General features: G+C 68.5%; 23 protein-coding genes. 12 read left to right on the plus strand and 11 right to left on the minus strand.

The features are described from left to right. Positions 1 to 17: 17 nt before the first annotated feature. The 3 genes from K883_RS13775 to K883_RS13785 are packed head-to-tail and all read left to right on the plus strand — an operon-like array spanning position 18 to position 4310. Positions 18 to 1412, plus strand: a complete 1395-nt coding sequence (locus tag K883_RS13775; protein ID WP_009957820.1) for an ATP-binding protein — start codon at positions 18 to 20, stop codon at positions 1410 to 1412. Beyond that, complete coding sequence (locus tag K883_RS13780; protein ID WP_051197699.1) at positions 1405 to 3441, plus strand: vWA domain-containing protein; 2037 nt, start codon at positions 1405 to 1407, stop codon at positions 3439 to 3441. Before K883_RS13775 ends, K883_RS13780 begins: the two co-directional genes overlap by 8 nt. A 20-nt stretch (positions 3442 to 3461) precedes the next feature. After that, a complete protein-coding gene (locus K883_RS13785; protein WP_020821715.1) occupies positions 3462 to 4310 on the plus strand; it encodes an aldo/keto reductase in 849 nt (282 codons plus the stop codon). Positions 4311 to 4331: 21 nt separating this feature from the next. Here K883_RS13785 and K883_RS13790 read toward each other — a convergent pair whose 3' ends face one another. From K883_RS13790 to K883_RS13820, 7 genes are all read right to left on the minus strand, one after another. Next, complete coding sequence (locus K883_RS13790) at positions 4332 to 4937, minus strand: DUF1707 SHOCT-like domain-containing protein (protein ID WP_008254042.1); 606 nt, start codon at positions 4935 to 4937, stop codon at positions 4332 to 4334. Positions 4938 to 5069: 132 nt separating this feature from the next. Further along, positions 5070 to 5864: an enoyl-CoA hydratase family protein gene (locus tag K883_RS13795; RefSeq protein ID WP_020821716.1), complete on the minus strand. Its 795-nt coding sequence runs from the start codon at positions 5862 to 5864 to the stop codon at positions 5070 to 5072. Then, complete coding sequence (locus K883_RS13800) at positions 5864 to 7030, minus strand: acyl-CoA dehydrogenase family protein (protein WP_020821717.1); 1167 nt, start codon at positions 7028 to 7030, stop codon at positions 5864 to 5866. The genes K883_RS13795 and K883_RS13800 overlap by 1 nt, the downstream gene beginning before the upstream one ends. Next, entirely contained in the window at positions 7027 to 9015 is a 1989-nt protein-coding gene (locus K883_RS13805; RefSeq protein ID WP_036454717.1) for an acetyl/propionyl/methylcrotonyl-CoA carboxylase subunit alpha, read from the minus strand. Before K883_RS13805 ends, K883_RS13800 begins: the two co-directional genes overlap by 4 nt. 5 nt (positions 9016 to 9020) lie before the next feature. Then, the gene (locus K883_RS13810; protein WP_020821719.1) at positions 9021 to 10616 is read right to left on the minus strand and encodes an acyl-CoA carboxylase subunit beta; all 1596 of its coding nucleotides are present in this window, start codon (positions 10614 to 10616) and stop codon (positions 9021 to 9023) included. A gap of 28 nt (positions 10617 to 10644) precedes the next feature. Then, positions 10645 to 11793: an acyl-CoA dehydrogenase family protein gene (locus K883_RS13815; RefSeq protein ID WP_020821720.1), complete on the minus strand. Its 1149-nt coding sequence runs from the start codon at positions 11791 to 11793 to the stop codon at positions 10645 to 10647. After that, positions 11790 to 13499 carry an acyclic terpene utilization AtuA family protein gene (locus K883_RS13820; RefSeq protein ID WP_020821721.1) on the minus strand — a complete coding sequence of 570 codons (1710 nt, stop codon included), beginning with the start codon at positions 13497 to 13499 and terminating at the stop codon, positions 11790 to 11792. Before K883_RS13820 ends, K883_RS13815 begins: the two co-directional genes overlap by 4 nt. Before the next feature lie 271 nt (positions 13500 to 13770). On the opposite strand from K883_RS13820, the gene rpmF reads away from it, so the two are divergent. The 5 genes from rpmF to K883_RS13845 all read left to right on the plus strand — a co-directional run bounded on the left by rpmF (position 13771) and on the right by K883_RS13845 (position 18386). Then, positions 13771 to 13944, plus strand: a complete 174-nt coding sequence (gene rpmF, locus K883_RS13825) for a 50S ribosomal protein L32 (RefSeq protein ID WP_036454720.1) — start codon at positions 13771 to 13773, stop codon at positions 13942 to 13944. A 92-nt stretch (positions 13945 to 14036) separates the two neighbouring features. Beyond that, positions 14037 to 14723, plus strand: a complete 687-nt coding sequence (gene mprA / locus K883_RS13830; RefSeq protein WP_008254065.1) for a two-component system response regulator MprA — start codon at positions 14037 to 14039, stop codon at positions 14721 to 14723. 16 nt (positions 14724 to 14739) lie between these two features. Next, positions 14740 to 16302, plus strand: a complete 1563-nt coding sequence (locus tag K883_RS13835; protein ID WP_036454722.1) for a HAMP domain-containing sensor histidine kinase — start codon at positions 14740 to 14742, stop codon at positions 16300 to 16302. 72 nt (positions 16303 to 16374) lie between these two features. After that, positions 16375 to 17829 (plus strand): S1C family serine protease, encoded by a 1455-nt coding sequence (locus K883_RS13840; RefSeq protein WP_036454724.1) that lies wholly within the window; start codon positions 16375 to 16377, stop codon positions 17827 to 17829. Between the two features lie 59 nt (positions 17830 to 17888). Further along, a complete protein-coding gene (locus tag K883_RS13845) occupies positions 17889 to 18386 on the plus strand; it encodes a MogA/MoaB family molybdenum cofactor biosynthesis protein (RefSeq protein WP_008254072.1) in 498 nt (165 codons plus the stop codon). 19 nt (positions 18387 to 18405) lie between these two features. Here the strand turns inward: K883_RS13845 and mscL are convergent, their stop codons facing one another. The 4 genes from mscL to K883_RS13865 form a co-directional block, all read right to left on the minus strand. After that, positions 18406 to 18864, minus strand: coding sequence for a large-conductance mechanosensitive channel protein MscL (mscL, locus tag K883_RS13850; RefSeq protein ID WP_020821724.1), 459 nt, complete (start codon positions 18862 to 18864; stop codon positions 18406 to 18408). A 67-nt stretch (positions 18865 to 18931) separates the two neighbouring features. Continuing rightward, positions 18932 to 19612, minus strand: coding sequence for an SAF domain-containing protein (locus K883_RS13855; RefSeq protein ID WP_020821725.1), 681 nt, complete (start codon positions 19610 to 19612; stop codon positions 18932 to 18934). 64 nt (positions 19613 to 19676) lie between these two features. Continuing rightward, positions 19677 to 20015: an FmdB family zinc ribbon protein gene (locus K883_RS26805; RefSeq protein WP_081656314.1), complete on the minus strand. Its 339-nt coding sequence runs from the start codon at positions 20013 to 20015 to the stop codon at positions 19677 to 19679. Positions 20016 to 20103: 88 nt separating this feature from the next. Next, positions 20104 to 20703, minus strand: coding sequence for a 5-formyltetrahydrofolate cyclo-ligase (locus K883_RS13865; protein WP_008254092.1), 600 nt, complete (start codon positions 20701 to 20703; stop codon positions 20104 to 20106). 76 nt (positions 20704 to 20779) lie between these two features. On the opposite strand from K883_RS13865, the gene K883_RS13870 reads away from it, so the two are divergent. From K883_RS13870 to glpR, 4 genes are all read left to right on the plus strand, one after another. Next, positions 20780 to 21691 carry a UTP--glucose-1-phosphate uridylyltransferase gene (locus K883_RS13870; protein ID WP_008254094.1) on the plus strand — a complete coding sequence of 304 codons (912 nt, stop codon included), beginning with the start codon at positions 20780 to 20782 and terminating at the stop codon, positions 21689 to 21691. Between the two features lie 59 nt (positions 21692 to 21750). Beyond that, on the plus strand, positions 21751 to 23040 hold the full coding sequence (gene glp, locus K883_RS13875) for a molybdotransferase-like divisome protein Glp (protein ID WP_036454728.1): 1290 nt from the start codon (positions 21751 to 21753) through the stop codon (positions 23038 to 23040). 20 nt (positions 23041 to 23060) lie between these two features. Beyond that, positions 23061 to 23714, plus strand: coding sequence for a GNAT family N-acetyltransferase (locus K883_RS13880; RefSeq protein ID WP_179300127.1), 654 nt, complete (start codon positions 23061 to 23063; stop codon positions 23712 to 23714). Between the two features lie 202 nt (positions 23715 to 23916). Continuing rightward, positions 23917 to 24972, plus strand: coding sequence for a divisome protein SepX/GlpR (gene glpR / locus K883_RS13885; RefSeq protein ID WP_051197795.1), 1056 nt, complete (start codon positions 23917 to 23919; stop codon positions 24970 to 24972). The last annotated feature ends 40 nt before the right edge of the window (positions 24973 to 25012 follow it).

A 25012-nucleotide genomic window follows, 5' to 3' on the forward strand; every position in this document is an offset into this window, starting at 1 on the left:
CATCGTCGTAGCGTGGAGTGGTGACGTCACCGAGCAACCTGCCCCGCACCGTCGGCGAACTGCGCGCCGCCGGTCACCGTGAACGGGGAGTCAAGCAGGAAATCCGCGAAAATCTGCTGACCGCACTGGCCGACGGGCCGGACAGCGCAGCGATCTGGCCTGGCATTCTGGGATTCGACGACACCGTCTTGCCCCAGCTCGAGCGGGCTTTGATCGCGGGTCACGACTTCGTGCTGCTCGGCGAGCGCGGCCAGGGCAAAACCCGGCTGCTGCGTGCGCTGGTCGGGTTGCTCGATGAGTGGACGCCGGTGATCGCCGGGGCCGAACTGGGGGAGCATCCGTTCTCGCCGATCACGCCGGAGTCGATCCGCAAGGCCGCCACCCTGGGCGACGACCTGCCGGTGGAGTGGAAGCACCGCAGCGAGCGCTACACCGAAAAGCTCGCCACCCCCGACACCAGCGTCGCCGACCTGGTGGGCGACATCGACCCGATCAAGGTCGCCGAGGGCCGCAGCCTGGGGGACCCCGAGACCATCGCCTACGGGCTGATTCCGCGCGCGCACCGCGGCATCGTCGCGGTCAACGAACTTCCCGACCTCGCCGAGCGCATCCAGGTGTCGATGCTCAACGTGATGGAGGAGCGCGACATCCAGGTCCGCGGCTACACGCTGCGCCTGCCGCTGGACGTGTTGGTGGTCGCCAGCGCCAACCCCGAGGACTACACCAACCGCGGGCGCATCATCACCCCGCTCAAGGACCGCTTCGGCGCGGAGATCCGGACCCACTATCCGCTCGAGCTCGATGCGGAAGTCGGGGTGATCGCGCAGGAGGCGCACCTGTCGGCGCAGGTTCCCGACTACCTCATGCAGATCATCGCCCGGTTCGCCCGCTACCTGCGGGAGTCGAATTCCGTCGACCAACGCTCGGGCGTGTCGGCGCGGTTCGCCATCGCCGCCGCCGAGACCGTCGCGGCCGCCGCCCGCCATCGCGGCGCGATCCTGGGGGAGACGGACCCGGTGGCCCGGGTGGTCGATCTGGGCACCGTGATCGACGTCCTGCGCGGCAAGCTGGAATTCGAGTCCGGCGAGGAAGGCCGCGAGCAGGCGGTGCTCGAACACCTGCTCCGCCGGGCGACCGCGGACACGGCGTCGCGGGTGCTCGGCGGCATCGACGTCGGTTCGCTGGTGTCCGCGGTCGAGGGCGGTTCCGCGGTGACGACGGGCGAGCGGGTGTCGGCAAAGGACGTGCTGGCCGCCGTCCCGAGCCTGCCGGTGGTGGACAAGATCGCGGACAAGCTGGGCGCGCGGTCCGAGGGCGAACGCGCCGCCGCGCTCGAGCTGGCGCTCGAGGCTTTGTATCTGGCCAAGCGCATCGACAAGGTGTCCGAGGAGGGGCAAACCGTCTATGGCTGATTCCGATCGTGACGACCCGCGGCGCCCGGCTTCGCCGCGCTCGCGATCGTCACGAGGGCACTCTTCGCGGTACTCGGCGTACACCGGCGGGCCCGACCCGCTGGCGCCGCCGGTGGATCTGCGCGAGGCGCTCGAACAGATCGGCCAGGATGTCATGGCCGGTACCTCGCCGCGCCGCGCGCTCTCCGAGCTGCTGCGCCGCGGCACCAAGAACATGCCGGGCGCGGACCGGCTGGCGGCCGAGGCCAACCGACGGCGACGGGAGTTGTTGCGGCGCAACAACTTGGACGGCACGCTGCAGGAGATCAAGAAACTGCTGGACGAGGCGGTGCTGGCCGAACGCAAGGAGCTGGCCCGCGCGCTCGACGACGACGCCCGCTTCGGCGAACTCCAACTGGACGCGCTACCGGCGTCGCCGGCCAAGGCCGTCCAGGAGCTTTCCGAGTACAACTGGCGCAGCGGTGAGGCGCGCGAAAAGTACGACCAGATCAAGGATCTGCTCGGCCGCGAGATGCTCGACCAGCGCTTCGCGGGCATGAAGCAGGCGCTTCAGGGGGCCACCGACGAGGACCGCCAGCGCGTCAACTACATGCTCAACGACCTCAACGACCTGCTGGACAAGCACGCGCGCGGCGAGGACACCCAGGAAGACTTCGAAAACTTCATGGACTCGCACGGCGAGTTCTTCCCGGAGAACCCGCGCAACGTCGACGAGCTGCTGGACTCGCTGGCCAAGCGGGCCGCCGCCGCGCAGCGCTTCCGCAACAGCCTCAACGCCGAGCAGCGCGCCGAGCTGGATGCCTTGGCGCAGCAGGCATTCGGCTCACCGGCCTTGATGGAGTCGCTGAGTCGGCTCGATGCGCACCTGCAGGCGGCGCGGCCCGGAGAGGACTGGACCGGATCCGAACAGTTCTCCGGTGACAACCCGTTCGGGATGGGTGAGGGCACCCAGGCGCTGTCCGACATCGCCGAGCTCGAGCAACTGGCCGAGCAGCTCTCGCAAAGCTATCCGGGCGCCACCATGGATGACGTCGACCTCGACGCGCTGGCGCGCCAGCTCGGCGACGAGGCGGCCGTCGATGCCCGCACGCTCGCCGAATTGGAACGCGCGCTGGTGAATCAGGGCTTTTTGGACCGCGGTTCCGACGGCCAGTGGCGGCTGTCGCCGAAGGCGATGCGCAGGCTCGGCGAGACGGCGCTACGCGATGTGGCGCAACAACTTTCCGGTCGGCGCGGTGAGCGTGATCATCGGCGGGCGGGCGCGGCCGGCGAGCTCACCGGCGCCACCCGGCCCTGGCAGTTCGGTGACACCGAACCGTGGAACATTTCGCGCACGCTGACCAATGCCGTGCTGCGGCAGGCGGGAACGGCCACCCTCGATGGGCCGGACGCGCGGTTGAAGATCTCAGTCGACGACGTCGAGGTCTCCGAGACCGAGACCCGGACGCAGGCCGCGGTCGCGCTGCTGGTCGACACGTCGTTTTCCATGGTGATGGAGAACCGCTGGCTGCCGATGAAGCAGACAGCGCTGGCGCTCAACCATTTGGTGTGCACGCGTTTTCGCTCGGATGCCTTGCAGATCATCGCCTTTGGCCGCTACGCCCGGACGGTGACCGCCGCCGAACTCACCGGCCTTGAAGGTGTCTACGAGCAGGGGACCAACCTGCATCACGCGTTGGCGCTGGCGGGGCGTCATCTGCGCCGCCACCCCAATGCCCAGCCCGTCGTGCTGGTGGTGACCGACGGCGAGCCGACTGCCCACCTGGAGGACTTCGACGGTGATGGCACGACGGTCTTCTTCGACTACCCGCCGCACCCGCGGACCATCGCCCACACCGTGCGCGGTTTCGACGAAATGGCGCGCCTCGGTGCGCAAATCACGATCTTCCGGCTGGGCAGCGATCCCGGCCTGGCGCGGTTCATCGATCAGGTCGCCCGGCGCGTCGAGGGACGCGTCGTGGTGCCCGATCTCGACGGGCTGGGGGCGGCGGTCGTCGGCGACTACCTCCGATCCCGCCGCCGTCGATAGACCATAAAAGGAGAAAGCCCGTGAGCAAGGTTCCCACGATCGAACTCAACGACGGTGTCGAGATCCCGCAGCTCGGTTTCGGGGTGTTCCAGATCAAGCCCGACGAGACGGCCTCGGCGGTCAAGACGGCGCTCGACATCGGATACCGGCACATCGACACCGCCGAAATGTACGGAAATGAAAAGGAAGTCCGCCAAGGCATCCGCGACGCCGGCCTTGAGCGCGGCGAGGTCTTCATCACCAGCAAGCTCAACAACGGCTTTCACAAGCCCGATGACGCGCGCCGCGCCTTCGACCAAACGCTGAAGGCGCTCGATTCGGACTACGTCGACCTGTTTCTCATCCACTGGCCGCTGCCCACCCTCTACGACGGCGACTTCGTCTCGACGTGGAAGGTCTTCGAAGAGTTCGCGCGGGACGGACGCGCACGCAGCATCGGCGTGTCGAATTTCCAAGTCGCACACCTGAATCGGCTCGCCGACGAAACCGACACCGTCCCGTCGGTCAACCAGATCGAGGTTCATCCATACTTCGGCAACGACGAGGTGAGGGCGTACGGGCGCGAGCACGGCATCGCCACGGAGGCGTGGGCACCCATCGCCCAGGGCAAGGTGCTCGACGATCCGGTGATCAACCGCATCGCCGGGTCCCGCGACAAAACGCCCGCACAGGTGGTGTTGCGCTGGCACATTCAGCGCGGCGACATCGTCTTCCCCAAATCGGTGACACCGGCACGGGTCAAATCCAACTTCGAGCTGTTCGACTTCGAACTGGACGATTCCGACATGGACGCGATCTCAGCGCTGAACAAGGGTGAATCGGGACGCAACGGACCCAACCCCGACACCTTCGACTACGTGCCCCGCTGAGGCTCCGTCGCTGCGAAGCGGCTACCCGCCGCGGGGCCTGCGGGCCTTACGCGCGATCCCGACGGCTCCCCACAGCGAGAAGCCGCGAATGTGAACCGTCGGTGCCCCGGGAGTGCCCTGGCCGTGGACGCCGCGGTCGAAGTTTCCCATCACCCCGCGGCCGTGCACCTCCACGTTGACCTCGGGCGGCAGCAAAATGTTCTGCACGCCCATAATCGACATCGCGTGGATGTCGACCTCGGTCGAGGTGAAGTCGGCGTAGCGCAGATCGACCACCCCGCTGCCCCACAGGGTGAAGGTGGTCAGCTTCTTCGGCACGTTCCATCGGCCGCGCCGCTCGAAGCCACTCATCAACGCCAGCAGCAGCGTCGACGGCGCCGGATTGGGTTTGCCGCCGCGGCGCGGGCTGATCGGCGCCCCCGGCAGATCGGCCCTCAACCGGTCCAGCTCCTCATACGTCGTCGCCGCATAGGCCCTGGTCAAGCGGTCTTCGTAGTCGTTGAGCTGCAGGCGGCCCTGCTCGGCCGCGTACGCCAGCAACTGCGCAGTCTGTATGCGATCGGTATCGGCCGCGCGCGACGGCTGGTCGCGCGTGTCCTCCGCATCCCGTTGCGTTGAGTTGCTCATCACCCACGAGCCTACGACGTCCAGGTTTTGCTGCAAGAGGATTGGCTAAACTGCAACCTTGCATCGGCTCGGGCCGGACCGCCGGCCGATTTGGCCGGACCACTCTTAGACATCTGGCTAACTTGTCGTTGGCTAACTCGTCCAGCGGGGTGGCCGCTTCTCCAGGAACGCCAACATGCCTTCGCGGGCCTCGTCGGACACGAAGAGCCGCGCCGATTCCTCGGCGAGCCGTTCAGCGTCACGGTCGAACCCTTCCAGCACCGCGGCCGTCGTCAGCGCCTTGGAAGCCGCGAGCCCCTGCGGTGACCCACGGCCCACATCGGCGACCAGTTTCTCGGTCGCGGCGTCGACGTCCTCGGCGGCCATGGTGATCAGCCCGATTGCCGCCGCCGCGTCGGCGTCGAATGTTTCGCCGGTCAGGTAGTAGCGCGCCGCGGCGCGCGGCGACAGCTTCGGCAACAGCGTCAACGAGATGATCGCCGGGGCGACGCCGATGCGGGCCTCGGTCAGCGCGAAGGTGCTGCGCGGACCGGCGACCGCGATATCGCAGGCACCCACGAGGCCGAAGCCGCCGGCCCGGACGTGGCCGTTGATGGCGGCGATCACCGGCAGTGGCGAGGCGACGATGGCCCGCATCAAAGCGGTCATCTCCCGGGCTCGGGCGACGGCCATGTCGTAGGCCGATGACGGAGGCGACCCGGCTGCGCCGCCCTCGCTCAGGTCCGCGCCGGCGCAGAAGGTGCCCCCGGCGTGGCCCAGCACCACCGCGCGCACGGCCGGATCCGACGAGGCGTCGCGCAGCCCTTGGTGCAACTGGGCGACCAGCGTGGTCGACAGCGCGTTGCGGTTGTGCGGTGAGTTCAGCGTCAGCCGGGCGTACGGTCCGCCCGTGTCGGCGGGTCCGGCGTATTCGACGAGGGTGTCCATTAGTAGCTTCGCGGCAGGCCAAGTGACGTCTGCGCGACGAAGTTCAGCACCATCTCGCGGCTGACCGGGGCGATGCGGCCCAGCCGGGCCGAGGTCAGCATGGCGCCCACACCGTATTCCTTGGTGAGCCCGTTGCCGCCCATCGACTGCACGGCCTGGTCCACCGACCGGGTAGCCGCTTCGGCCGCAGCGTATTTGGCCATGTTCGCGGCCTCGGCCGCAGCCATGTCGTTGCCGGAGTCATACAGGGTCGCGGCCTTCTGCATCATCAGCTTGGCGAGTTCGACCTCGATGTGGCACTGCGCCAACGGATGTGACAGCCCTTGGTGCGAGCCGATCGGGGTTCCCCACACCTGGCGGGTCTTGACGTACTCGGCGGCCCGGTCCAGCGCGAACCGCCCCATCCCGACCGAGCTGGCCGCGCCCATGATGCGTTCCGGGTTCAGGCCGGCGAAAAGCTGTGCGATGGCGGCATCTTCGGCGCCGACGAGTGCGTCGCTGGGCAACCGGACGTCGTCGAGGAAGACCTGGAATTGGCGTTCGGGGCTGATCAATTCCATTTCGATGGGCGTGTAGGTGAAGCCGGGCGCATCGGTGGGCACCACGAACAGCGCGGGGCGCAGCTTGCCCGTTTTGGCCTCCTCGCTGCGGGCCACCACGAGCACGGCCTGCGCCTGGTCGATGCCGGAGATGAACACCTTCTGGCCCTTGAGGACCCAGTCGCTGCCGTCGCGGCGGGCCGTGGTGGTGATCTTGTGCGAGTTGGATCCGGCGTCGGGCTCGGTGATGGCGAACGCCATGGTCAGTGTCCCGTCGGCGATACCGGGGAGCCAGCGCTTCTTCTGCTCCTCGGTCCCGAACTTGCTGATGATGGTGCCGTTGATGGCGGGCGAGACCACCATGAGCAGCAGCGCGCTACCGGCGGCGGCCATCTCCTCCATCACCAGCGACAGCTCGTACATTCCGGCGCCGCCACCGCCGTACTCCTCGGGCAGGTTCACGCCCAGGAAGCCGAGTTTTCCTGCCTCCGACCACAATTCGTCGGTGTGCTCGTGGGCGCGCGCCTTCTTCAGGTAGTACTCGCTGCCGTAGTTGGACGCCCATTCGGCCACCGCCTTGCGCAGGGCCTGACGCTCCTCGTTCTCGATGAAGCTGCTGTCGGTCACTGGGGATCTCCTTCTGATTGCGGCGCTTCGACTCTTGCCAGTACGGCGCCCACTTCGACTTGCTGACCGGTCTTGACCTCGAGTTCGGCGAGAACGCCGTCGACCGGTGCGGTGATGGTGTGTTCCATCTTCATGGCTTCCAACCAGATCAGTGGTTGACCGGCGGTGACCGTGTCGCCGATCGCGGCGCCGAGTCGGATGACGTTGCCGGGCATGGGGGCGACCAGCGATCCCTTTTCGACGGTCGAACCGGGCTCGGGGAAGCGCGGCAGCGCGATCAGGTGCACCGGTCCGCGCGCGGAGTCGACGTAGACGTCGGAATCGCTGGTGTCGTACAGCCGCACCGAGAAGTGGTGGTCGACGCCGTCCGTCCTCAATACCACTGCTTTCCCCGTGGCCGACACCAATTGCACCGAAGGATCGTCGGGCAGGACCAACCGGGTTCTGTCGAACCGGTATTGGATGCGGTGTTCGTTGCCGTCATCGTCACCGTAGGTCTTGACCTGATAACCCGACCGCAGGTTTCGCCAACCGCTGGGGATGGCCCCCAACACCGGGGCGAGCGCACGGTTGCGTGCGGCATCGGCGAGGGCGGCGGCGATCGCCGACAGACGAACCGCTGCGGCGTCACCCAGCGGCGCCGATAGTTCGGCCAGGCCGTGCGTGTCGAAAAACGCTGTGTCGGTGGCGCCGTCGAGGAACGCTGGATGCCGCAACACGTTCACCAGCAGGTCGCGGTTGGTGCGCAGCCCGTGCACCCGGGCGCGGGTCAGCGCGTCGGCGAGAACCAGCGCCGCCTGGCGGCGTGTCGGGGCGTAGGAGATGACCTTGGCCAGCATCGGGTCGTAGTGGATCGACACGGTGAATCCGTCGGCGATCCCCGAATCCAGCCGGATGCCGGTCCGTTGTCCCAGCGAGCCGAACTCGGCTCGCACGGAGGGCACCTCGAACGCGCGCACCACACCGGCCTGGGGCTGCCACTCGCGTGCGGGATCCTCCGCGTAGAGCCTGGCCTCGATCGAATGACCCTGGGCGGCGGGAGGTTCGGCGTCGAGGCGGCCTCCGCCGGCCACCGCGAGCTGCAGCTCCACCAGGTCGAGCCCGGTCGTCTCTTCGGTGACCGGGTGCTCGACCTGCAGCCGCGTATTCATCTCCAGGAAGTAGAACTCGCCATCGTCGTCGGCCAGGAACTCCACCGTCCCGGCCCCGGTGTAGCCGATCGCGCCGGCGGCCAGTCGCGCCGCGTCGAACAGCTTGGCGCGCATGCCCGGGGTGCGCTCCACCAGCGGGGAGGGGGCCTCCTCGATGATCTTCTGGTGGCGGCGCTGAATCGAGCACTCGCGTTCCCCGACGGCCCACACCGTACCGTGGGTGTCGGCCATGACCTGAACCTCGATGTGGTGGCCGGTGGGCAGGTAGCGCTCGCAGAACACCGTCGGATCGCCGAACGCAGACTGCGCTTCGCGGCGCGCCGCCTCGACTTCGGCTGGCAGGGCGGACAATTCGCGTACCACCCGCATGCCCCGCCCGCCCCCGCCCGCGGAGGCCTTGACCAGCACCGGCAGCTGCGCCTGGGTGACCGTGTCGGGATCGAGCTCGTCCAGAACGGGCACGCCGGCGGAGGCCATCAGCTTCTTGGCCTCGATCTTGGAGCCCATTGCCCGTACCGCGTCCACCGGCGGGCCGATCCAGGTCAGTCCGGCGTCCTGGACGGCGGCCGCGAAATCGGCGTTCTCCGAGAGGAACCCGTAGCCGGGGTGGATCGCGTCGGCGCCGGCGGCGCGGGCCGCGGCGATGATGGCCTCGGCGTTGAGATAGTCGTTGGTCTTGGGCAGCCGCACCCGGGCGTCGGCCTCGGCGACGTGCGGCGCGCCGGCGTCCGGGTCGGTGTAGACGGCGACGGTGCCCAGGCCCAGCCGGCGGCACGTGGCGAACACCCGGCGCGCGATCTCGCCGCGGTTGGCAACCAGAACTCGAGTAACCATGGGGCTCACATCCGGAAGACGCCGAAGTTCGACGTCCCCTTGATCGGGCCATTGGCGATGGCGGACAAACAGATTCCCAGCACGGTCCGGGTGTCCCGTGGGTCGATCACCCCGTCGTCGTAGAGCATCCCGGACAACACCAGCGGCAGCGACTCCGCCTCGATCTGGCCCTCGACCGCGGCCCGCATCGCCGCGTCGGCCTCCTCGTCGACCTGCTGGCCGCGGGCTTCCGCGGCCGCGCGGGCTACGATCGACAGCACCCCCGAGAGCTGGGCGCCACCCATCACCGCGGACTTCGACGTCGGCCAGGCGAACAGGAACCGCGGATCGTACGCGCGGCCGCACATACCGTAGTGGCCCGCGCCGTAGGAGGCGCCGATCAGCAACGAGATGTGCGGGACGGTCGAATTGGACACGGCGTTGATCATCATCGAGCCGTGCTTGATCATCCCGCCCTCCTCGTAGTCCTTGCCCACCATGTAGCCGGTGGTGTTGTGCAGGAACAGCAGTGGCGTGTTGGAGCGGTTGGCCAGCTGGATGAACTGCGTGGCCTTTTGCGACTCCTCACTGAACAACACGCCGCGCGCGTTGGCCAGGATCCCGATCGGGTAGCCGTGCAACTGGGCCCAGCCCGTCACCAGTGAGGAGCCGTACAGCGGCTTGAATTCGTCGAATTCGGATCCGTCGACGATCCGGGCGATCACTTCGCGGGGATCGAATGGGATGCGCAGATCCGCGGGGACGATGCCGATGAGCTCCTCGGTGTCGAACAACGGCTCGGTGATCGGCTTGGGTTTCGGGCCCTGCTTGGTCCAATTCAGCCGGGCGACGATGCGGCGGCCGATGCGGATGGCGTCGAGTTCGTCGACGGCGAAGTAGTCGGCCAAACCCGAGATCCGGGCGTGCATTTCGGCGCCGCCCAGCGATTCGTCGTCGGACTCCTCGCCGGTGGCCATCTTCACCAGTGGGGGGCCGGCGAGGAACACCTTGGAGCGTTCCTTGATCATCACCACGTGATCGGACATCCCCGGGACGTAGGCGCCGCCCGCGGTGGAGTTACCGAATACCAAAGCGATGGTGGGGATCCCGGCCGCCGAAAGCCTGGTCAGGTCGCGGAACATCCGCCCGCCGGGGATGAAGATCTCCTTCTGGGTGGGCAGGTCCGCGCCGCCGGATTCCACCAGCGAAATCACCGGAAGCCGGTTCTCGAAGGCGATCTGGTTGGCCCGCAGGATCTTCTTCAGGGTCCATGGGTTGCTGGTGCCGCCCTTGACCGTCGGGTCGTTGGCGACGATCATGCATTCGACGCCCTCGACCACGCCGATGCCCGTGACGGTGCTGGCGCCGACCTTGAAGGCGCTGCCCCAGGCGGCCAGTGGGCTGAGCTCCAGGAACGGCGAATCCGCGTCGACGAGCAACTCGATGCGCTCACGCGCAGTCAGTTTGCCTCGTTCGTGGTGCCGCTCAACGTATTTGGGTCCGCCGCCCGCCAGCGCATTGGCCAGCTCGGCGTCGATCTCGTCGAGTTTCGCGATCGCCGCCGACGCGGCCTCGGTGAACACGGCGTCGTCGTGGTTGAGTGTGGATTGCAGGGTGGTCATCTGGCGCCACTCCTCCTCATCGCTGCGATCATGACTGGAACCCCAGGAGTTTGGCGGACAGTGCGGTCAGGATTTCGGTGGTGCCGCCGCCGATGCCCAGGATCCTCATGTCCCGGTATTGGCGCTCGACCTCGGATTCGGCCATATAGCCCATGCCGCCGAACAGCTGGACGGCCTGGTTTGCCACCCATTCGCCGGCCTCGACGGCGGTGTTTTTGGCGAAACACACCTGCGGGATCAGATTCGTCTCGCCGGCGAGCTGGCGTTCCACCACGTGGCGCGAGTAGACGCGGGCCACGTCGATGCGGCGGGCCATCTCGGCCAAGGTGTTCTGCACCGACTGCCGCGAGATCAGCGGGCGGCCGAACGTCTCGCGGTCGCGGCACCATTGCACGGTCAGGTCCAGGCACCGCTGGGCGCTCGAATATGCTTGTGCGGCAAGGCCGATTCGCTCGGCGACGAAGGCCTGCGCGATCTGGGCGAACCCGCTGTTCTCGGCGCCGACCAGGTTGGCCTCCGGCACCCGGACGTCGGTGTAGGACAACTCGGCGGTGTCCGAGGATCGCCAGCCCATCTTGTCCAACTTGCGGCTCACCTCGAAGCCGGGAGTGCCCTTTTCGACCACCAGCAACGAAACCCCCGCCGCGCCAGGGCCTCCGGTGCGCACCGCGGTGACGACGTAGTCGGCGCGCACGCCGGAGGTGATGTAGGTCTTGGCGCCGTTGACGATGTAGTGATCACCGTCGCGCTCGGCGGAGGTCCGCAGGTGGCCGACGTCGGAACCGCCGCCCGGTTCGGTGATGGCCAGCGAACCGATCTTCTCGCCCGCCAGCGTCGGCCGGACGAACTCCTCGATCAGCCGCTCGTCGCCAGAGGCGATCATGTGCGGCACCGCGATGCCACAGGTGAACAGCGACGCGAACACGCCCCCCGGGGCTCCGGCCTGGTGCATCTCTTCGCAGATGATCACCGCGTCGGCGCCGTCGCCACCCCCGCCGCCGACCGATTCGGGGAAGCCCGCGCCCAGCAGACCGCCGGCTCCGGCGCTGCGGTGCAATTCGCGCGGCAGCTCGCCGCTGCGTTCCCACTCGTCGACGTGGGGCAGGATCTCGCGTTCCGCGAAGGAGCGCACCGTCTTTCGCAGCTGCTCACGCTCGGGTGTGGTCCAAAGATTCATGACAACAGGCTCTCCGGGATGTCGAGGTGGCGGCCGCGCAGCCATTCGCCCAACCCCTTGGCTTGAGGATCGAATCGGGCTTGGTAGGCGACGCCCTGGCCGAGGATGCCGTCGATGACGAAGTTGACCGCCCGCAGATTCGGCAACACGTGGCGGGTGACATCGAAGTCGGCCGCCTCGGGGAGCAGTTCCTTGAGCCGTTCGACGGTCAACGTGTGGGCCAGCCACCGCCATTGCTCGTCGGTGCGGACCCACACCCCGACGTTGGCGGAGCCGCCCTTGTCGCCGCTGCGGGCACCGGCGATGCGGCCGAGTGGCGCCCTGCGCAGCGGGCCCTCCGGAAGCGGCTCGGGCAGCGGCGGGGGCTCGGTCGGAGCCAACACCAAAGTCTCGGTGGCGCAGGGGATGTCGATGCGCGTCCCGTCGGCGTGCACCGCGACGTGCGGCACCTGGTTGGCGTCGACGTAGCCGGGGGTGAACACGCCGTAGACCTGGCCGTCGCCCGGCGGTGCGGTCACGTGGAAGCCCGGATAGCTGGCCAGCGCCAACTCCACTGCGGCCGAGGAGAATTGGCGTCCGACATTAGCGGGATCGGGGTCGCGCACGACACAGTGCAGCAGCGCGCTGGCGGCTTCCTCGGTGTCGGCGTCGGCGTGGTCGGTGCGGGCAAGGGTCCACTGCAGTTCAGCGGGCTTGACGGTGAGCGCGGCGTCGAGCTGCCGGCGCACCAGCTCCGCCTTGGCCTCGATGTCCAGGCCGGTGAGCACGAACGTCATCGAGTTGCGGAACCCGCCGATGCTGTTCAACGACACCTTGTAGGTGGGCGGCGGGGCTTCGCCGCGCACGCCGCTGATGCGCACCCGGTCCGGACCGTCGGGCGCGAGCTCAACGGTGTCCATCCGGGCGGTGACGTCGGGGTTGGCGTAGCGCGCCCCGGTGATCTCGTAGAGCAGCTGCGCGGTGACGGTGTCGACGCTGACCAAACCGCCGCTGCCCGGGTGCTTGGTGATCACCGAGGATCCGTCGGAATAGACCTCGGCCAGGGGAAAACCGGCATGGGTGAGGTCGGCGATTTCGGTGAAGAACGCGTAGTTGCCGCCGGTGGCCTGGACCCCGCATTCGATGACGTGGCCGGCGACCACAGCGCCGGCGAGCTGGTCGTAGTCGGTGCGATGCCAGCCGAAATGCGCGGCGGCCGCCCCGACGATCACCGACGCGTCGGTGACCCGGCCGGTGACGACGACGTCGGCGCCGCCGGCCAGGCAGTCGACGATGCCCCAGGCGCCCAGGTAGGCGTTCGCGGTCAGCGGGCTGCCCAGGCCCAGTTCGGCGGTGCGGGGCAACAGGTCGTCGCCTTCCACGTGCGCGATCCGGGCGTCGATACCCAGGCGCTCGGCCAGCTCGCGGATCGCGTCGGCAAGCCCGGCCGGGTTGAGGCCGCCGGCGTTGGCCACGATGCGGACCCCGCGGTCGCGGGCCTCGCCCAGGCACTCCTCGAGTTGCGTCAGGAAGGTCTTGGCGTAGCCGCGCTCGGGGTGCTTCATCCGGTCCCGGCCCAGGATGAGCATGGTGAGTTCGGCCAGGTAGTCGCCGGTGAGGTAGTCGACCTCGCCACCGGTGAGCATTTCGCGCATGGCCGACAGCCGGTCGCCGTAGAACCCGGAGCAGTTCGCGATCCGGACGCAAGCGCCCGAAGCAGAGGCCATGCCCGTCCTCCATTCAGGGATTCACCGGTGAGACCCAACCAACCAACCGGTAGGTTATCGGGTACCGCGGGTGTCACGTCAAGGATCCCACTTCGGGGCGGGTGCGCCAGGGCCGTGCTAGCGCAGGGTGCGATCCGGGGCGGCGTGCGTCGGTTTTGGCGACGAGCGGACCAGCGACTATCCTGATACCCGATCGTCGCCCGTTCGGCCTCCCGGCCCACGCCGCGCGACATGCCGAACCGCAAGCCACATTGAGGAGTCAGGCCCGACCATGGCCGTACCCAAGCGCAGAATGTCGCGCGCGAACACCCGTAGCCGGCGCGCGCAGTGGAAGGCCGAGAAGGCCGAACTCGTCGGTGTCACGGTCGCAGGTCAGCGGCACAAAGTGCCGCGCAGGCTGCTTAAGGCCGCCCGCCTCGGCCTGATCGACCTCGACCGCCGCTGACCTGATGGCGGCGGCCCCTTGCGACCGCCGCTAAGCCCCTCACCGGCGCGCCTCTCAGGTCAGTCTCAGGCGGTGGGACGAAACTAGGGGCCGTGCGAATACTGGTCGTCGACGACGATCGCGCCGTGCGCGAGTCGCTGCGTAGGTCGTTGTCCTTCAACGGCTACTCGGTCGAGTTGGCCCATGACGGGGTCGAAGCTCTCGAACTGATCGCCAGCGATCGGCCCGATGCGCTCGTCCTGGATGTGATGATGCCGAGGCTGGATGGCCTCGAGGTGTGCCGACAGCTCCGCAGCACCGGGGATGACCTGCCGATCCTGGTGCTCACGGCGCGCGATTCGGTCTCCGAGCGGGTCGCCGGCCTGGACGCCGGCGCCGACGACTACCTGCCCAAGCCGTTCGCCCTGGAAGAACTGTTGGCCCGGATGCGCGCGCTGCTGCGCCGGACCAAGCCGGAGGACGAGGCCGAATCGGTGGCGATGAAGTTCTCCGATCTCACCCTGGACCCGGTGACCCGCGAGGTCACCCGCGGGGAGCGCCGGATCAGCCTGACGCGCACCGAATTCGCGTTGCTCGAAATGCTGATCGCCAATCCGCGCCGCGTGCTCACCCGCAGCCGCATCCTCGAGGAGGTATGGGGGTTCGACTTCCCCACCTCGGGCAATGCGCTGGAGGTCTACGTGGGCTACCTGCGCCGCAAAACCGAAGCCGACGGTGAGTCCCGGCTGATCCACACCGTGCGCGGGGTGGGTTACGTCCTGCGGGAGACACCGCCGTGACGATGCAATCCCCACGATGATCAAGTTCCCACGGCCTCCGCGCCCACCCATGCGCCCACCGCTGCGCGCGACCCCGTCACTGTCGTTGCGGTGGCGGGTCATGCTGCTGGCGATGTCGATGGTCGCCATGGTCGTGGTGCTGATGGCGTTCGCCGTCTACGCCGTGATTTCGGCCGCGCTCTACAGCGACATCGACAACCAACTGCAAAGCCGGGCCCAGCTGCTGATCGCCAGCGGTTCCCTGGCCGCGGACCCCGGCAAGGCGATCGAAGGCACCGCCTATTCGGACGTCAACGCGATTTTGGTGAATCCGGGCCACGCCATCTACACCGCCCAGCAGCCCGGTCAGACCCTGCCGGTCGGTCCGCCGGAGAAGGCGGTCATCCACGGCGAACTGTTCATGTCGCGGCGTACGGCCGGCGATCAGCGGATCCTCGCCGTCCACCTGCAGAACGGCACCTCGCTGCTGATCTCCAAGAGCCTCAAGCCGACCGAGGCGGTGATGAACAAACTGCGCTGGGTGCTGTTGATCGTCGGCGGGGTCGGCGTGGCCGTCGCCGCGGTCGCGGGTGGCATGGTCACCCGGGCCGGCCTGCGCCCGGTGGGCCGCCTGACCGAAGCGGCCGAACGCGTCGCGCGCACCGACGACCTGCGACCCATCCCGGTGTTCGGCAGCGACGAATTGGCCCGCCTCACCGAGTCGTTCAACCTGATGCTGCGGGCGTTGGCCGAATCGCGGGAGCGGCAGGCGCGGCTGGTCACCGACGCCGGGCATGAACTGCGCACCCCGCTGACGTCGCTGCGGACCAACGTCGAGCTGCTGATGGCGTCGATGGAACCGGGAGCGCCGCGGCTACCCGAACAGGAGATGGTCGACCTGCGCGCCGACGTGCTCGCCCAGATCGAGGAATTGTCAACGCTGGTAGGCGATTTGGTGGACCTCACCCGCGACGACGCCGGCCAGGTGGTGCACGAGCCGGTCGATATGTCCGACGTGGTCGACCGCAGCCTGGAGCGAGTTAGGCGGCGCCGCAACGACATTCACTTCGACGTCGACATGACGCCGTGGCAGATGTACGGCGACGCCGCCGGCCTGTCGCGTGCGGTCCTGAACCTGTTGGACAACGCGGCCAAGTGGAGCCCGCCCGGCGGTCATGTCGGCGTCACCATGCGGCAACTCGACCCGTCGCACGCCGAGCTGGTGGTCGCCGACCACGGCCCCGGCATTCCACCGCAAGAGCGCCGGCTGGTGTTCGAACGGTTCTATCGTTCGACGACGGCACGGGCCATGCCGGGCTCCGGCCTCGGGCTGGCGATCGTCAAGAAGGTCGTGCTCAACCACGGCGGCTTGCTGCGCGTCGAGGACACCGTCCCGGGCGGCCAGCCCCCGGGTACCTCCTTCTATGTGCTGCTGCCCGGAAGGCCACTGCCGCCGGCGACATACTCGGCGGACGAGCCGGAGAGCGGCCAGGTAGACGCCGCGGCCGACCCCGGGGTGCCGGCGGCCGGCGACCAGGCGAACTCTGGGGAATCGGCGAACGTTATCTCAGTGGACTCTCAGTCCGCGCGGGCAAGGTAGGTCTGCGGCTACTGTTGAACCCAGCCGTCGACTTGCCGAAACACTGAGATAGAGGAAGAGCGACTTAGCGACATGACGAATGACCCGAGGTATTCGCCACCGCCGCAGCAGCCGGGATACCCTCCCGCGCCGAATCAGACTGCGTCCGTCCCGAGCCACGCGGGGTCCTCGGGCTATGCCCAGGGCCAGCAGCAGCCGTACAACCAGCAGTTCGACTGGCGCTATCGGTCGCAGCCGTCGCAGACGAGCCAGTTCCGTCCGCCCTACGAACCGTTCGGCAACACCGGCCCTGGCCGGATCCCCGGCACGGGTCCGATGCCCGGCATGCTGCCCGGTATGCCGGCCGCACCGGAACCGCGAAAGCGTTCTCGCGCAGGGCTTTTGACCGCCGGGGCGTTGGCCATCGCGGTGGTGTCGGCCGGTATCGGCGGTGCGGCGGCGACGGCGATCGAGCTCGGCGACCACGCCTCGGGCAATGGCGGCGGGCGCGTCGTGGGGGCGGCGCCCAGCGTCCCGGCCGCGAACATGCCACCGGGCAGCGTCGAACAGGTGGCCTCCAAGGTCGTGCCCAGCGTCGTGATGCTCGAGACCGATATCGGAAGGCAGTCCGAAGAAGGCTCCGGGATCGTCCTGTCGACCGACGGGCTGATCCTCACCAACAACCACGTCGTCGCGGCCGCGGCGGGATCGCCCAAGCCTCCTGCGGGTCTCCCCGGGGCTCCGGTGCCTCCCGGCCCGCCGGGCGGACCCGGAGGACCCACACCGAAAACCACGGTGACCTTCTCCGACGGTCGTACCGCCCCGTTCACCGTGGTCGGCACCGACCCCACCAGCGACATCGCCGTGATTCGCGTGCAGGGCATGTCCGGACTCACGCCCATCTCCCTGGGCTCCTCGTCGGATCTGCACGTCGGTCAGCCGGTGGTGGCGATCGGGTCGCCGTTGGGTCTGTCGGGCACGGTGACCACCGGGATCGTCAGCGCGCTGAACCGGCCGGTGTCCACGACGGGTGAGTCGGGCAACCAAAACACCGTGCTGGACGCCATTCAGACCGATGCCGCGATCAACCCCGGTAACTCCGGCGGCGCGTTGGTCAACATGAGCGGCCAGCTGGTGGGCGTCAACTCGGCCATCGCCACCCTCGGCGGCGAATCGCCGGACGCCCAGAGCGGCTCGATCGGGCTGGGCTTCGCCATCCCGGTCGACCAGGCCAAACGCATCGCCGACGAGTTGATCGCCACGGGCAAGGCATCGCACGCCTCGCTCGGCGTCCAGGTGACCAGCGACAAGGGCACCCCGGGCGCCAAGGTCGTCGACGTCGTCGCGGGCGGCGCGGCCGCCGCCGCGGGCGTGCCGAAGAACGTGGTCGTCACCAAAGTCGACGACCGCCCGATCAACAGCGCAGACGCGTTGGTGGCCGCGGTGCGCTCCAAGGCGCCCGGCGACAAGATTTCGCTGACGTTCTCCGACCCCGCCGGCGGCGGGAGCCGGACTTTGCCGGTGACTCTCGGGAAGGCGGACCAGTAGTGAGAGTGGACGAACCCTCGGCGACGGGGTTGTCGGAGCTCGGATATACGGTTGCACCCATGGAAACGGGGGCGGAATTGGTAGTTGGCCGGGCTCTGGTCGTGGTGGTCGACGATCGCACCGCGCACGGAGATGAGGACCATAGCGGCCCATTGGTCACCGAGCTGTTGACCGAGGCGGGATTCGTCGTCGACGGTGTGGTGGCGGTCGCCGCCGACGAGGTCGAGATCCGCAACGCGCTGAACACCGCCGTGATCGGCGGGGTGGATCTGGTCGTCTCGGTCGGCGGCACGGGTGTCACCCCACGCGACGTCACCCCGGAGGCCACCCGCGAGATCCTCGATCGCGAGATCCTCGGTATCGCGGAGGCGATCCGCGGCTCGGGGCTGTCGGCGGGCATCATCGACGCCGGTTTGTCCCGCGGTCTGGCCGGGGTCTCCGGTAGTACGTTGGTGGTCAACCTGGCCGGCTCCCGCTATGCGGTGCGCGACGGAATGGCGACCCTTAATCCGTTGGCGGCCCAGATCATTGGGCAGCTGTCGAGCCTCGAGATCTAAACCCGGGACCCGAAACGGGTCACTTCGATTCGGCCTCCGCGCGGGGCCCGTGCTCCGGCGGGGGCGTGGTCGTCACACCGCCGTGCCTGCCCGACGAGTCGCCGTTGGTTTGCGCGAGCAGGTCGCGGATTTCGGTGAGCAGGACGACCTGCGCGTCGTCGGCCGGCTCGACCTCACCCCGCTTGCGCAGTGTCGTGTACGGCAACACGACCAGGAAGTACACCACCGCGGCGATGATCACGAAGTTGATCGCGGCCGACAGGACGTTGTTCAGGTCGATGGTCTGACCGCCGCCGATGCTGATGCGCAGGATGCCGAGATCAGACTTCTGGTTGACGCCGATCCGGTTGATCAGCGGTTTGATGATGCTGTCGGTGAATGTGGTGACCAGGGCGGTGAAAGCAGTACCGATGACGACCGCGGTAGACAGGTCGATGATGTTGCCCCGCGAGAGAAACTCCTTGAACCCTTTGAGCATTGGGGATGGCCTTTCTGGGACTGGACAGAGTTTGCCGTCGGCCAGCAGACGAACAACGGCCAGGCACTCAGTGCAGGGTGAGCGTCACGGTCTGCCCCAGCGCCGACCCCGCCACCGCGTTCGCCACACGAGCCGGCAGCGCAACCAACACTACGCGGTCACCCTCGGCGGCCTGGAGCTTTTCCTTGGCCGACACGAGGACCACGACGGCGTCGGTGGCCACCACCCTGGGGGCGACATGGGCGGTTTCCGGCGCGCCCGTCGCCGGTGCGGCCAACACGTCGACCACATCGCCGGCCCGGACGAGGTCGATCAAGGCGCCGTCCGCCAGATGCAGCGGCACGATGCGGGCCCCCGATCCCGCCTTCGACCCGATCGCCGCCTCAGCCAGCCGGCTGCCCAGTAACCGGACGTCGGTGAGCACCTCGCCACGCCTGGCCGGGCCGGCCAGCGTCGAACCCACCACCGCGCCCACGTCGGCCCGAGCCCCGTCGGGAACCGTTGAGGCCAAACGCTTTTCGATTCGGACGTCGGCGGCGGTCAACGCGTTGCCGGGCCGCAGATCGTGGTCGGCGACCACCACCTGCGTGTAGTCACCGGAGGGATTGGAGCGCAGCGTCGCGATGCCGGCCAGCACGACCAGCCCGCCCGCCGCGACGCGGCGCGCCAGCACGGTGCGGGTCCAGTCCGGTCGCAACCACAGCGACAGCCGGCTCAATACGCTTGGGTTCAGCGATGATTCGCCCACGGCGCAACGGTAGGCGCTACGCGGTGCCCGGGTCGCCGATCAACGACGCGCGTGTGGATAACCCTCAGTTGGTGGCCGCGGCGGCGGGGGAGGGTGTGGAGCTGCTGCTCGACTTCTCGCTCGAGCCGGATTTGTCACTGGAACCGGACTTTTCGCTGGAACCCGAGCTCGAACTCGAGTCGCTCGACGAGGAGCCGTTGGTGGAGGCGCTCGACTTCTTACCGGACTCGCGGCTGTCGGTGCGGTAGAAGCCGCTGCCCTTGAACACCACTCCGACGGAGTTGAAGCGCTTGCGAAGCCGACCGGAGCAGCGTTTGCACGTGGTCAGCGCATCGTCGGTGAAGGCCTGCACGATGTCGAAGCGATCGTCGCACTCGGTGCACTGATAGCTGTAAGTCGGCACGAAAACCTCCGGATGATTGCAAACCTGGTTAGCACTCTAGCGTCTCAAGTGCTAGAACCGCCACGTGACATGTCTCATTCCCGACATGTCAGTGCGAATCGAGGGCGATCAGCCCTCGCTGCGGAGTGAGCGCGTGGGTCATCGGGACGTCGTGCGGACCGGCCGGGATCTCGTCCAGCAATTCCGCGTCGCGGACGAGCGCCACCAGCGGCGCGTGGGGGTCGCGGCCGCCCAGCGAGCGGTCGTAGAACCCCCGGCCGCGGCCCAGCCGCACGCCGGCGCGGTCGACGGCCAGCGCCGGCACCAGCACCAGGGCGGCCTCCGCCAGGGCAGCCGCCGGCAGCCACGGCTGCGGGGGCTCGAGCAATCCCCACCGGCCGGTGGTCAAGGTGCCGGGCCGGTATTCGCCCCAGGACAGCGGCAGCGGCGTGTTGTCGGCGGTGGTACGCGCAACCGGCAGCAGCACCCGGCCGGCGCGCCGCAGCAACATGTCCAGCAGCTCGATCGACCCCGGCTCGGTGCCCACCGGCACATAGGCGCAGACCGTGCTGTCGCTGGCCACAATGCTTTCCGGGGCTTCCAACTTTTCCCGCAGCAGGTCCGCCTCGGCGGCCCGAACGTCGTCGGCAACGCGGCGCCGGGCCGCGAGTAGCTGTTCGCGCAACGCGGCCTTGCCCGTGGTTGCCATGCGTCAACCATGACAGCCAGGACTTTGCCCGCGCCACATCGACTCGGCAAAGCGGATGCGGGTTATCGTGTGAACGATGTCATGCCCAAACGTGGTGGTGCCACGCACGGCTGTTGTGCCCGCCGCCGGTCTCGGTACCCGCTTCTTGCCGGCAACCAAAACGGTGCCCAAGGAACTGCTGCCGGTGGTCGATACCCCGGGCATAGAGCTGGTGGCCGCCGAGGCGGCCGAAGCCGGTGCCGAACGTCTGGTGATCATCACCTCCGAGGGCAAGGACGGCGTCGTCGCGCATTTCGTCGAAGACCTCGTACTGGAAAGCACGCTGGAGGAGCGCGGCAAAACCGCGATGCTCGACAAGGTCCGCCGCGCGCCGCGACTGATCAAGGTCGAGTCCGTGGTGCAGAGCGAACCGCTGGGACTCGGCCACGCGATCGGGTGCGTGGAATCGCGGCTGTCCGACGACGAGGACGCGATCGCTGTGCTGCTGCCGGACGACCTGGTGTTGCCGACCGGCGTGCTGGGCACGATGTCGAAGGTGCGTGCCCACCACGGCGGCACCGTGTTGTGCGCGATCGAGGTCACCCCCGAAGAGATCAGCGCCTACGGCGTTTTCGACGTCGAGCCGGTGCCCGACGATGAGAACCCCGACGTGCTCCGGGTCAAGAGCATGGTCGAGAAGCCCAAGGCCGAGGACGCGCCGTCGCTGTTCGCCGCGGCGGGCCGATATGTGCTCGACCGCGCCATCTTTGACGCGTTGCGCCGCACCGAGCGCGGGGCCGGTGGTGAAGTGCAACTCACCGACGGGATCGCCCTGCTGATCGCGGAGGGCCACCCGGTGCATGTGGTCGTGCACCGCGGATCTCGACACGACTTGGGAAATCCTGGCGGCTACCTCAAGGCTGCGGTTGACTTTGCATTGGATCGTGACGACTACGGCCCGGATTTGCGGCAATGGTTGGTGGCGCGATTGGGCCTGGCCGAGCAGTAGCCCGGCGGTAACCCGGCCGGCGGGCCGCCCGTCAGGCAGCGAGGGCAGAGAGGCGCGCTGTGCGTTCGGTGGAAGAGCAGCAGGCTCGGATCACGGCTGCCGCGGTGGCCCCGCGGCCGATACGTGTGGCGATCGCCGAGGCGCAGGGATTGATGTGCGCCGAGGAGGTGGTGACCGAACGCCCGATGCCCGGTTTCGATCAGGCCGCGATCGACGGCTACGCGGTGCGCAGCGTCGACGTCCTCGGCGTCGGCGAGGTGGGCCACGACAGCCTGCCCGAGCCGATCGATGACTCACCCGAGAGCGACGGGCGCGACGGGCTGGTGCTGCCGGTGATGGGCACCGTCGAGGCGGGTTCGCGCACGCCCAGCCGCTTGCAGCCACGCCAGGCCGTCCGCGTGCAGACCGGGGCCCCGCTGCCCACCCTGGCCGACGCGGTCCTGCCGATGCGGTGGACCGATGGCGGGACGTCGCGCGTGCGGATCTACCGCGGGGCGCCGTCGGGCGCCTACGTGCGCCGCGCCGGCGACGACGTCCAGCCCGGTGATGTCGCGGTGCGCGCCGGAACGGTCATCGGCGCGGCCCAGGTCGGGCTGCTGGCCGCGGTCGGCCGCGAACGGGTGCTGGTCCATCCCCGGCCGCGGGTCACGATCATGGCGCTGGGTGGGGAACTGATCGACATTTCCCGCACCCCGGGGAACGGCCAGGTCTACGACGTCAACTCCTACGCGCTTGCGGCCGCGGCCCGCGACGCCGGTGCCGAGGTCAACCGCGTCGGGATCGTCGGCGGCGGCGCCAAGGAGCTTCGCGACATCGTCGAGGGTCAGATCAATCGCGCCGAGGTCATCGTCATCGCCGGGGGCGTTGGCGGTGCGGCGGCCGAAGTGGTGCGTTCGGTGCTCTCCGAGCTCGGCGAGCTCGAGGTCGTCCGGGTCGCGATGCATCCCGGCTCCGTCCAGGGCTTTGGTCAGCTGGGCCGCGAGGGCGTCCCGACGTTCCTGTTGCCGGCCAATCCAGTGAGCGCGCTGGTGGTCTTCGAGGTGATGGTGCGCCCGCTGATCCGGCTGTCGCTGGGCAAGCGCCAGCCGATGCGCCGCATCGTGCAGGCCCGCACGCTGTCGCCCATCACGTCGGTGGCCGGGCGCAAGGGTTACCTGCGCGGCCAGCTGATGCGCGACCAGGAGAGTGGGGAGTATCTGGTGCAGGCGCTCGGCGGCGCCCCGGGCGCGTCGTCGCACCTGCTGGCCACCCTCGCCGAGGCCAACTGTCTGGTGGTGGTGCCCAGCGGCGCCGAGCAGATTCGGACCGGCGAGATCGTCGACGTCGCCTTCTTGGCTCAGCGCGGCTGAGCGGAACGACTGCGTCCACGGTGAACCTCTTGCGCTCCAATTCCCGTCATCCGGGTTGGCCCATGAGCGTTGGGCCGCTTCGGGTTCCGGCGGGCGTGGTTCGGCTGCGGGCGGTGCGGCTGCGCGATGGCGCGCAGTGGAGCCGGATCCGGCTGAGCGATCGCGCGCATCTGGAGCCGTGGGAGCCCAGCGCCGAGGGCGATTGGACGGCCCGGCATGCCGTGGCCGCGTGGCCGGCGCTGTGCTCCGGCCTGCGGGCGGAGGCGCGCCAGGGACGGATGCTGCCCTACGTCATCGAACTCGATGGGCAGTTCTGCGGCCAGCTGACCATCGGCAACGTCACCCACGGCGCGTTGCGGTCGGCGTGGATCGGCTACTGGGTGCCGCGGTCGGCCACCGGCGGCGGGGTGGCGACCGCGGCGTTGGCCCTGGGGCTCGATCACTGCTTCGGGCCGGTGATGCTGCACCGGGTGGAGGCCACCGTCCGCCCGGAAAACGCCGCGAGCCGGGCCGTGTTGGCAAAGGTGGGGTTTCGCCAGGAGGGCGTGCTGCAGCGCTACCTGGAAGTCGACAAGGCGTGGCGCGATCACCTGTTGATGGCCATCACCGTCGAAGAGGTCACCGGATCGGTGGCATCGGCGCTGGTCCGTGCCGGTAACGCCAGTTGGGTATGACCGCCACCTATTAATTGGGTCAGCCGGCGACGCTCCGACCGTGACCGGATTTTCGCCGATTTGGGACTGGCGCGACACGAGTGACTCGTGGTGCTTGTGGGAGGCAAATTACAGGTGTGTAATTGTCCTGGTCGTCATGACCCGGCCGCGTTGGCCACCGATGGGCTTCGCGGGGGATGAGAACCACAGAGAGCAGGTCATCATGCCAAGCATCCCGCAGTCATTGTTGTGGATATCGCTCGTGGTGCTGTGGCTTTTTGTCTTGGTGCCGATGCTCGTCAGCAAACGCGATGCGGTGCGCCGCACCAGCGACGTGGCGTTGGCGACGCGAGTCCTCAACGGGGGGGCCAACTCCCGGCTAATCAAGCGCAGCGGTCCGGCCGCCGGTCACCGCAGCGATCCCGACTGGCAACCGCCGGAAGACTCGGCTGACACTTACCTCGACGAGGAGCACGACCTTGCCGAGGACGACGACCACGACCGCGAGGCGGATGACGACACCGACACCGACGAGCTGAGCCGCCGGCGCCCGGTGGTCATGAAGATGGCCCTGGCCGAGCCCGCCGAGTCCGACGAGCCCGACTACCTCGACGTCGATGTCGTCGAGGATTCGGCCGCACTTCCGGTGGGGGCCAGCGATTCTGCGGCCGAGGACCTCGACGAGGAACCCGCCGAGGACGACGTCGACACCGAGGCCGTCGCCAAGCACGACGACGAGGACCGCTACGAGTACGTCGAGGACTCCTCCGGATTGGAGCCCGCGGCCGAAGACGCCGACGACGACGACGAGGTTCCAGCCCCGATGCCGCGCAGCGCTGCCCGCCGGCGCCGGCTCGACGCCAAGACGGCCGCCGCGGTCAGCGCCCGCAAGTACGCGTTCCGCAAGAAGGTCTTGATGGTGCTGGCCCTCATCCTGATCGGCTCGGCCACCGCGGCGTTCAAGATCTCGCCGAGTGCCTGGTGGGTATGCGGCAGCGCGATCGGCATCACCCTGCTGTACCTGGGTTATCTGCGCCGCCAGACGCGCATCGAGGAGAAGGTGCGCCGCCGCCGGGCGCAGCGGATGGCGCGGGCGCGCCTCGGCGTCGAGAACGCCTACGACCGGGAGTACGACGTGGTCCCGTCGCGGCTGCGGCGCCCGGGTGCGGTGGTCCTGGAAATCGACGACGAGGACCCGGTCTTCGAGCACCTGGACTACGCGATGGCGATGCGAACCTACGGGTGGCCCCGGGACTTGCCGCGCGCCGTCGGCGAGTAGTGCTCGCGTTTCGGCGGTTGGTGCCGCGGCTGGTAGCCTG

The sequence above is a fragment of the Mycobacterium sp. TKK-01-0059 genome (genome assembly GCF_000709305.1).
Lineage (GTDB): Bacteria > Actinomycetota > Actinomycetes > Mycobacteriales > Mycobacteriaceae > Mycobacterium > Mycobacterium intracellulare.

What these genes read in the sequence shown, in the direction of transcription:
- K883_RS13780 (WP_051197699.1), top strand. Translation starts at nt 1,405, where the DNA reads ATGGCTGATTCCGATCGTGACGACCCGCGGCGCCCGGCTTCGCCGCGC.
- K883_RS13790 (WP_008254042.1), bottom strand. Translation starts at nt 4,937, where the DNA reads ATGAGCAACTCAACGCAACGGGATGCGGAGGACACGCGCGACCAGCCG.
- K883_RS13795 (WP_020821716.1), bottom strand. Translation starts at nt 5,864, where the DNA reads ATGGACACCCTCGTCGAATACGCCGGACCCGCCGACACGGGCGGACCG.
- K883_RS13805 (WP_036454717.1), bottom strand. Translation starts at nt 9,015, where the DNA reads ATGGTTACTCGAGTTCTGGTTGCCAACCGCGGCGAGATCGCGCGCCGG.
- K883_RS13810 (WP_020821719.1), bottom strand. Translation starts at nt 10,616, where the DNA reads ATGACCACCCTGCAATCCACACTCAACCACGACGACGCCGTGTTCACC.
- K883_RS13815 (WP_020821720.1), bottom strand. Translation starts at nt 11,793, where the DNA reads ATGAATCTTTGGACCACACCCGAGCGTGAGCAGCTGCGAAAGACGGTG.
- K883_RS13820 (WP_020821721.1), bottom strand. Translation starts at nt 13,499, where the DNA reads ATGGCCTCTGCTTCGGGCGCTTGCGTCCGGATCGCGAACTGCTCCGGG.
- rpmF (WP_036454720.1), top strand. Translation starts at nt 13,771, where the DNA reads ATGGCCGTACCCAAGCGCAGAATGTCGCGCGCGAACACCCGTAGCCGG.
- K883_RS13835 (WP_036454722.1), top strand. Translation starts at nt 14,740, where the DNA reads ATGATCAAGTTCCCACGGCCTCCGCGCCCACCCATGCGCCCACCGCTG.
- K883_RS13840 (WP_036454724.1), top strand. Translation starts at nt 16,375, where the DNA reads ATGACGAATGACCCGAGGTATTCGCCACCGCCGCAGCAGCCGGGATAC.
- K883_RS13845 (WP_008254072.1), top strand. Translation starts at nt 17,889, where the DNA reads ATGGAAACGGGGGCGGAATTGGTAGTTGGCCGGGCTCTGGTCGTGGTG.
- mscL (WP_020821724.1), bottom strand. Translation starts at nt 18,864, where the DNA reads ATGCTCAAAGGGTTCAAGGAGTTTCTCTCGCGGGGCAACATCATCGAC.
- K883_RS13865 (WP_008254092.1), bottom strand. Translation starts at nt 20,703, where the DNA reads ATGGCAACCACGGGCAAGGCCGCGTTGCGCGAACAGCTACTCGCGGCC.
- K883_RS13870 (WP_008254094.1), top strand. Translation starts at nt 20,780, where the DNA reads ATGTCATGCCCAAACGTGGTGGTGCCACGCACGGCTGTTGTGCCCGCC.
- glpR (WP_051197795.1), top strand. Translation starts at nt 23,917, where the DNA reads ATGCCAAGCATCCCGCAGTCATTGTTGTGGATATCGCTCGTGGTGCTG.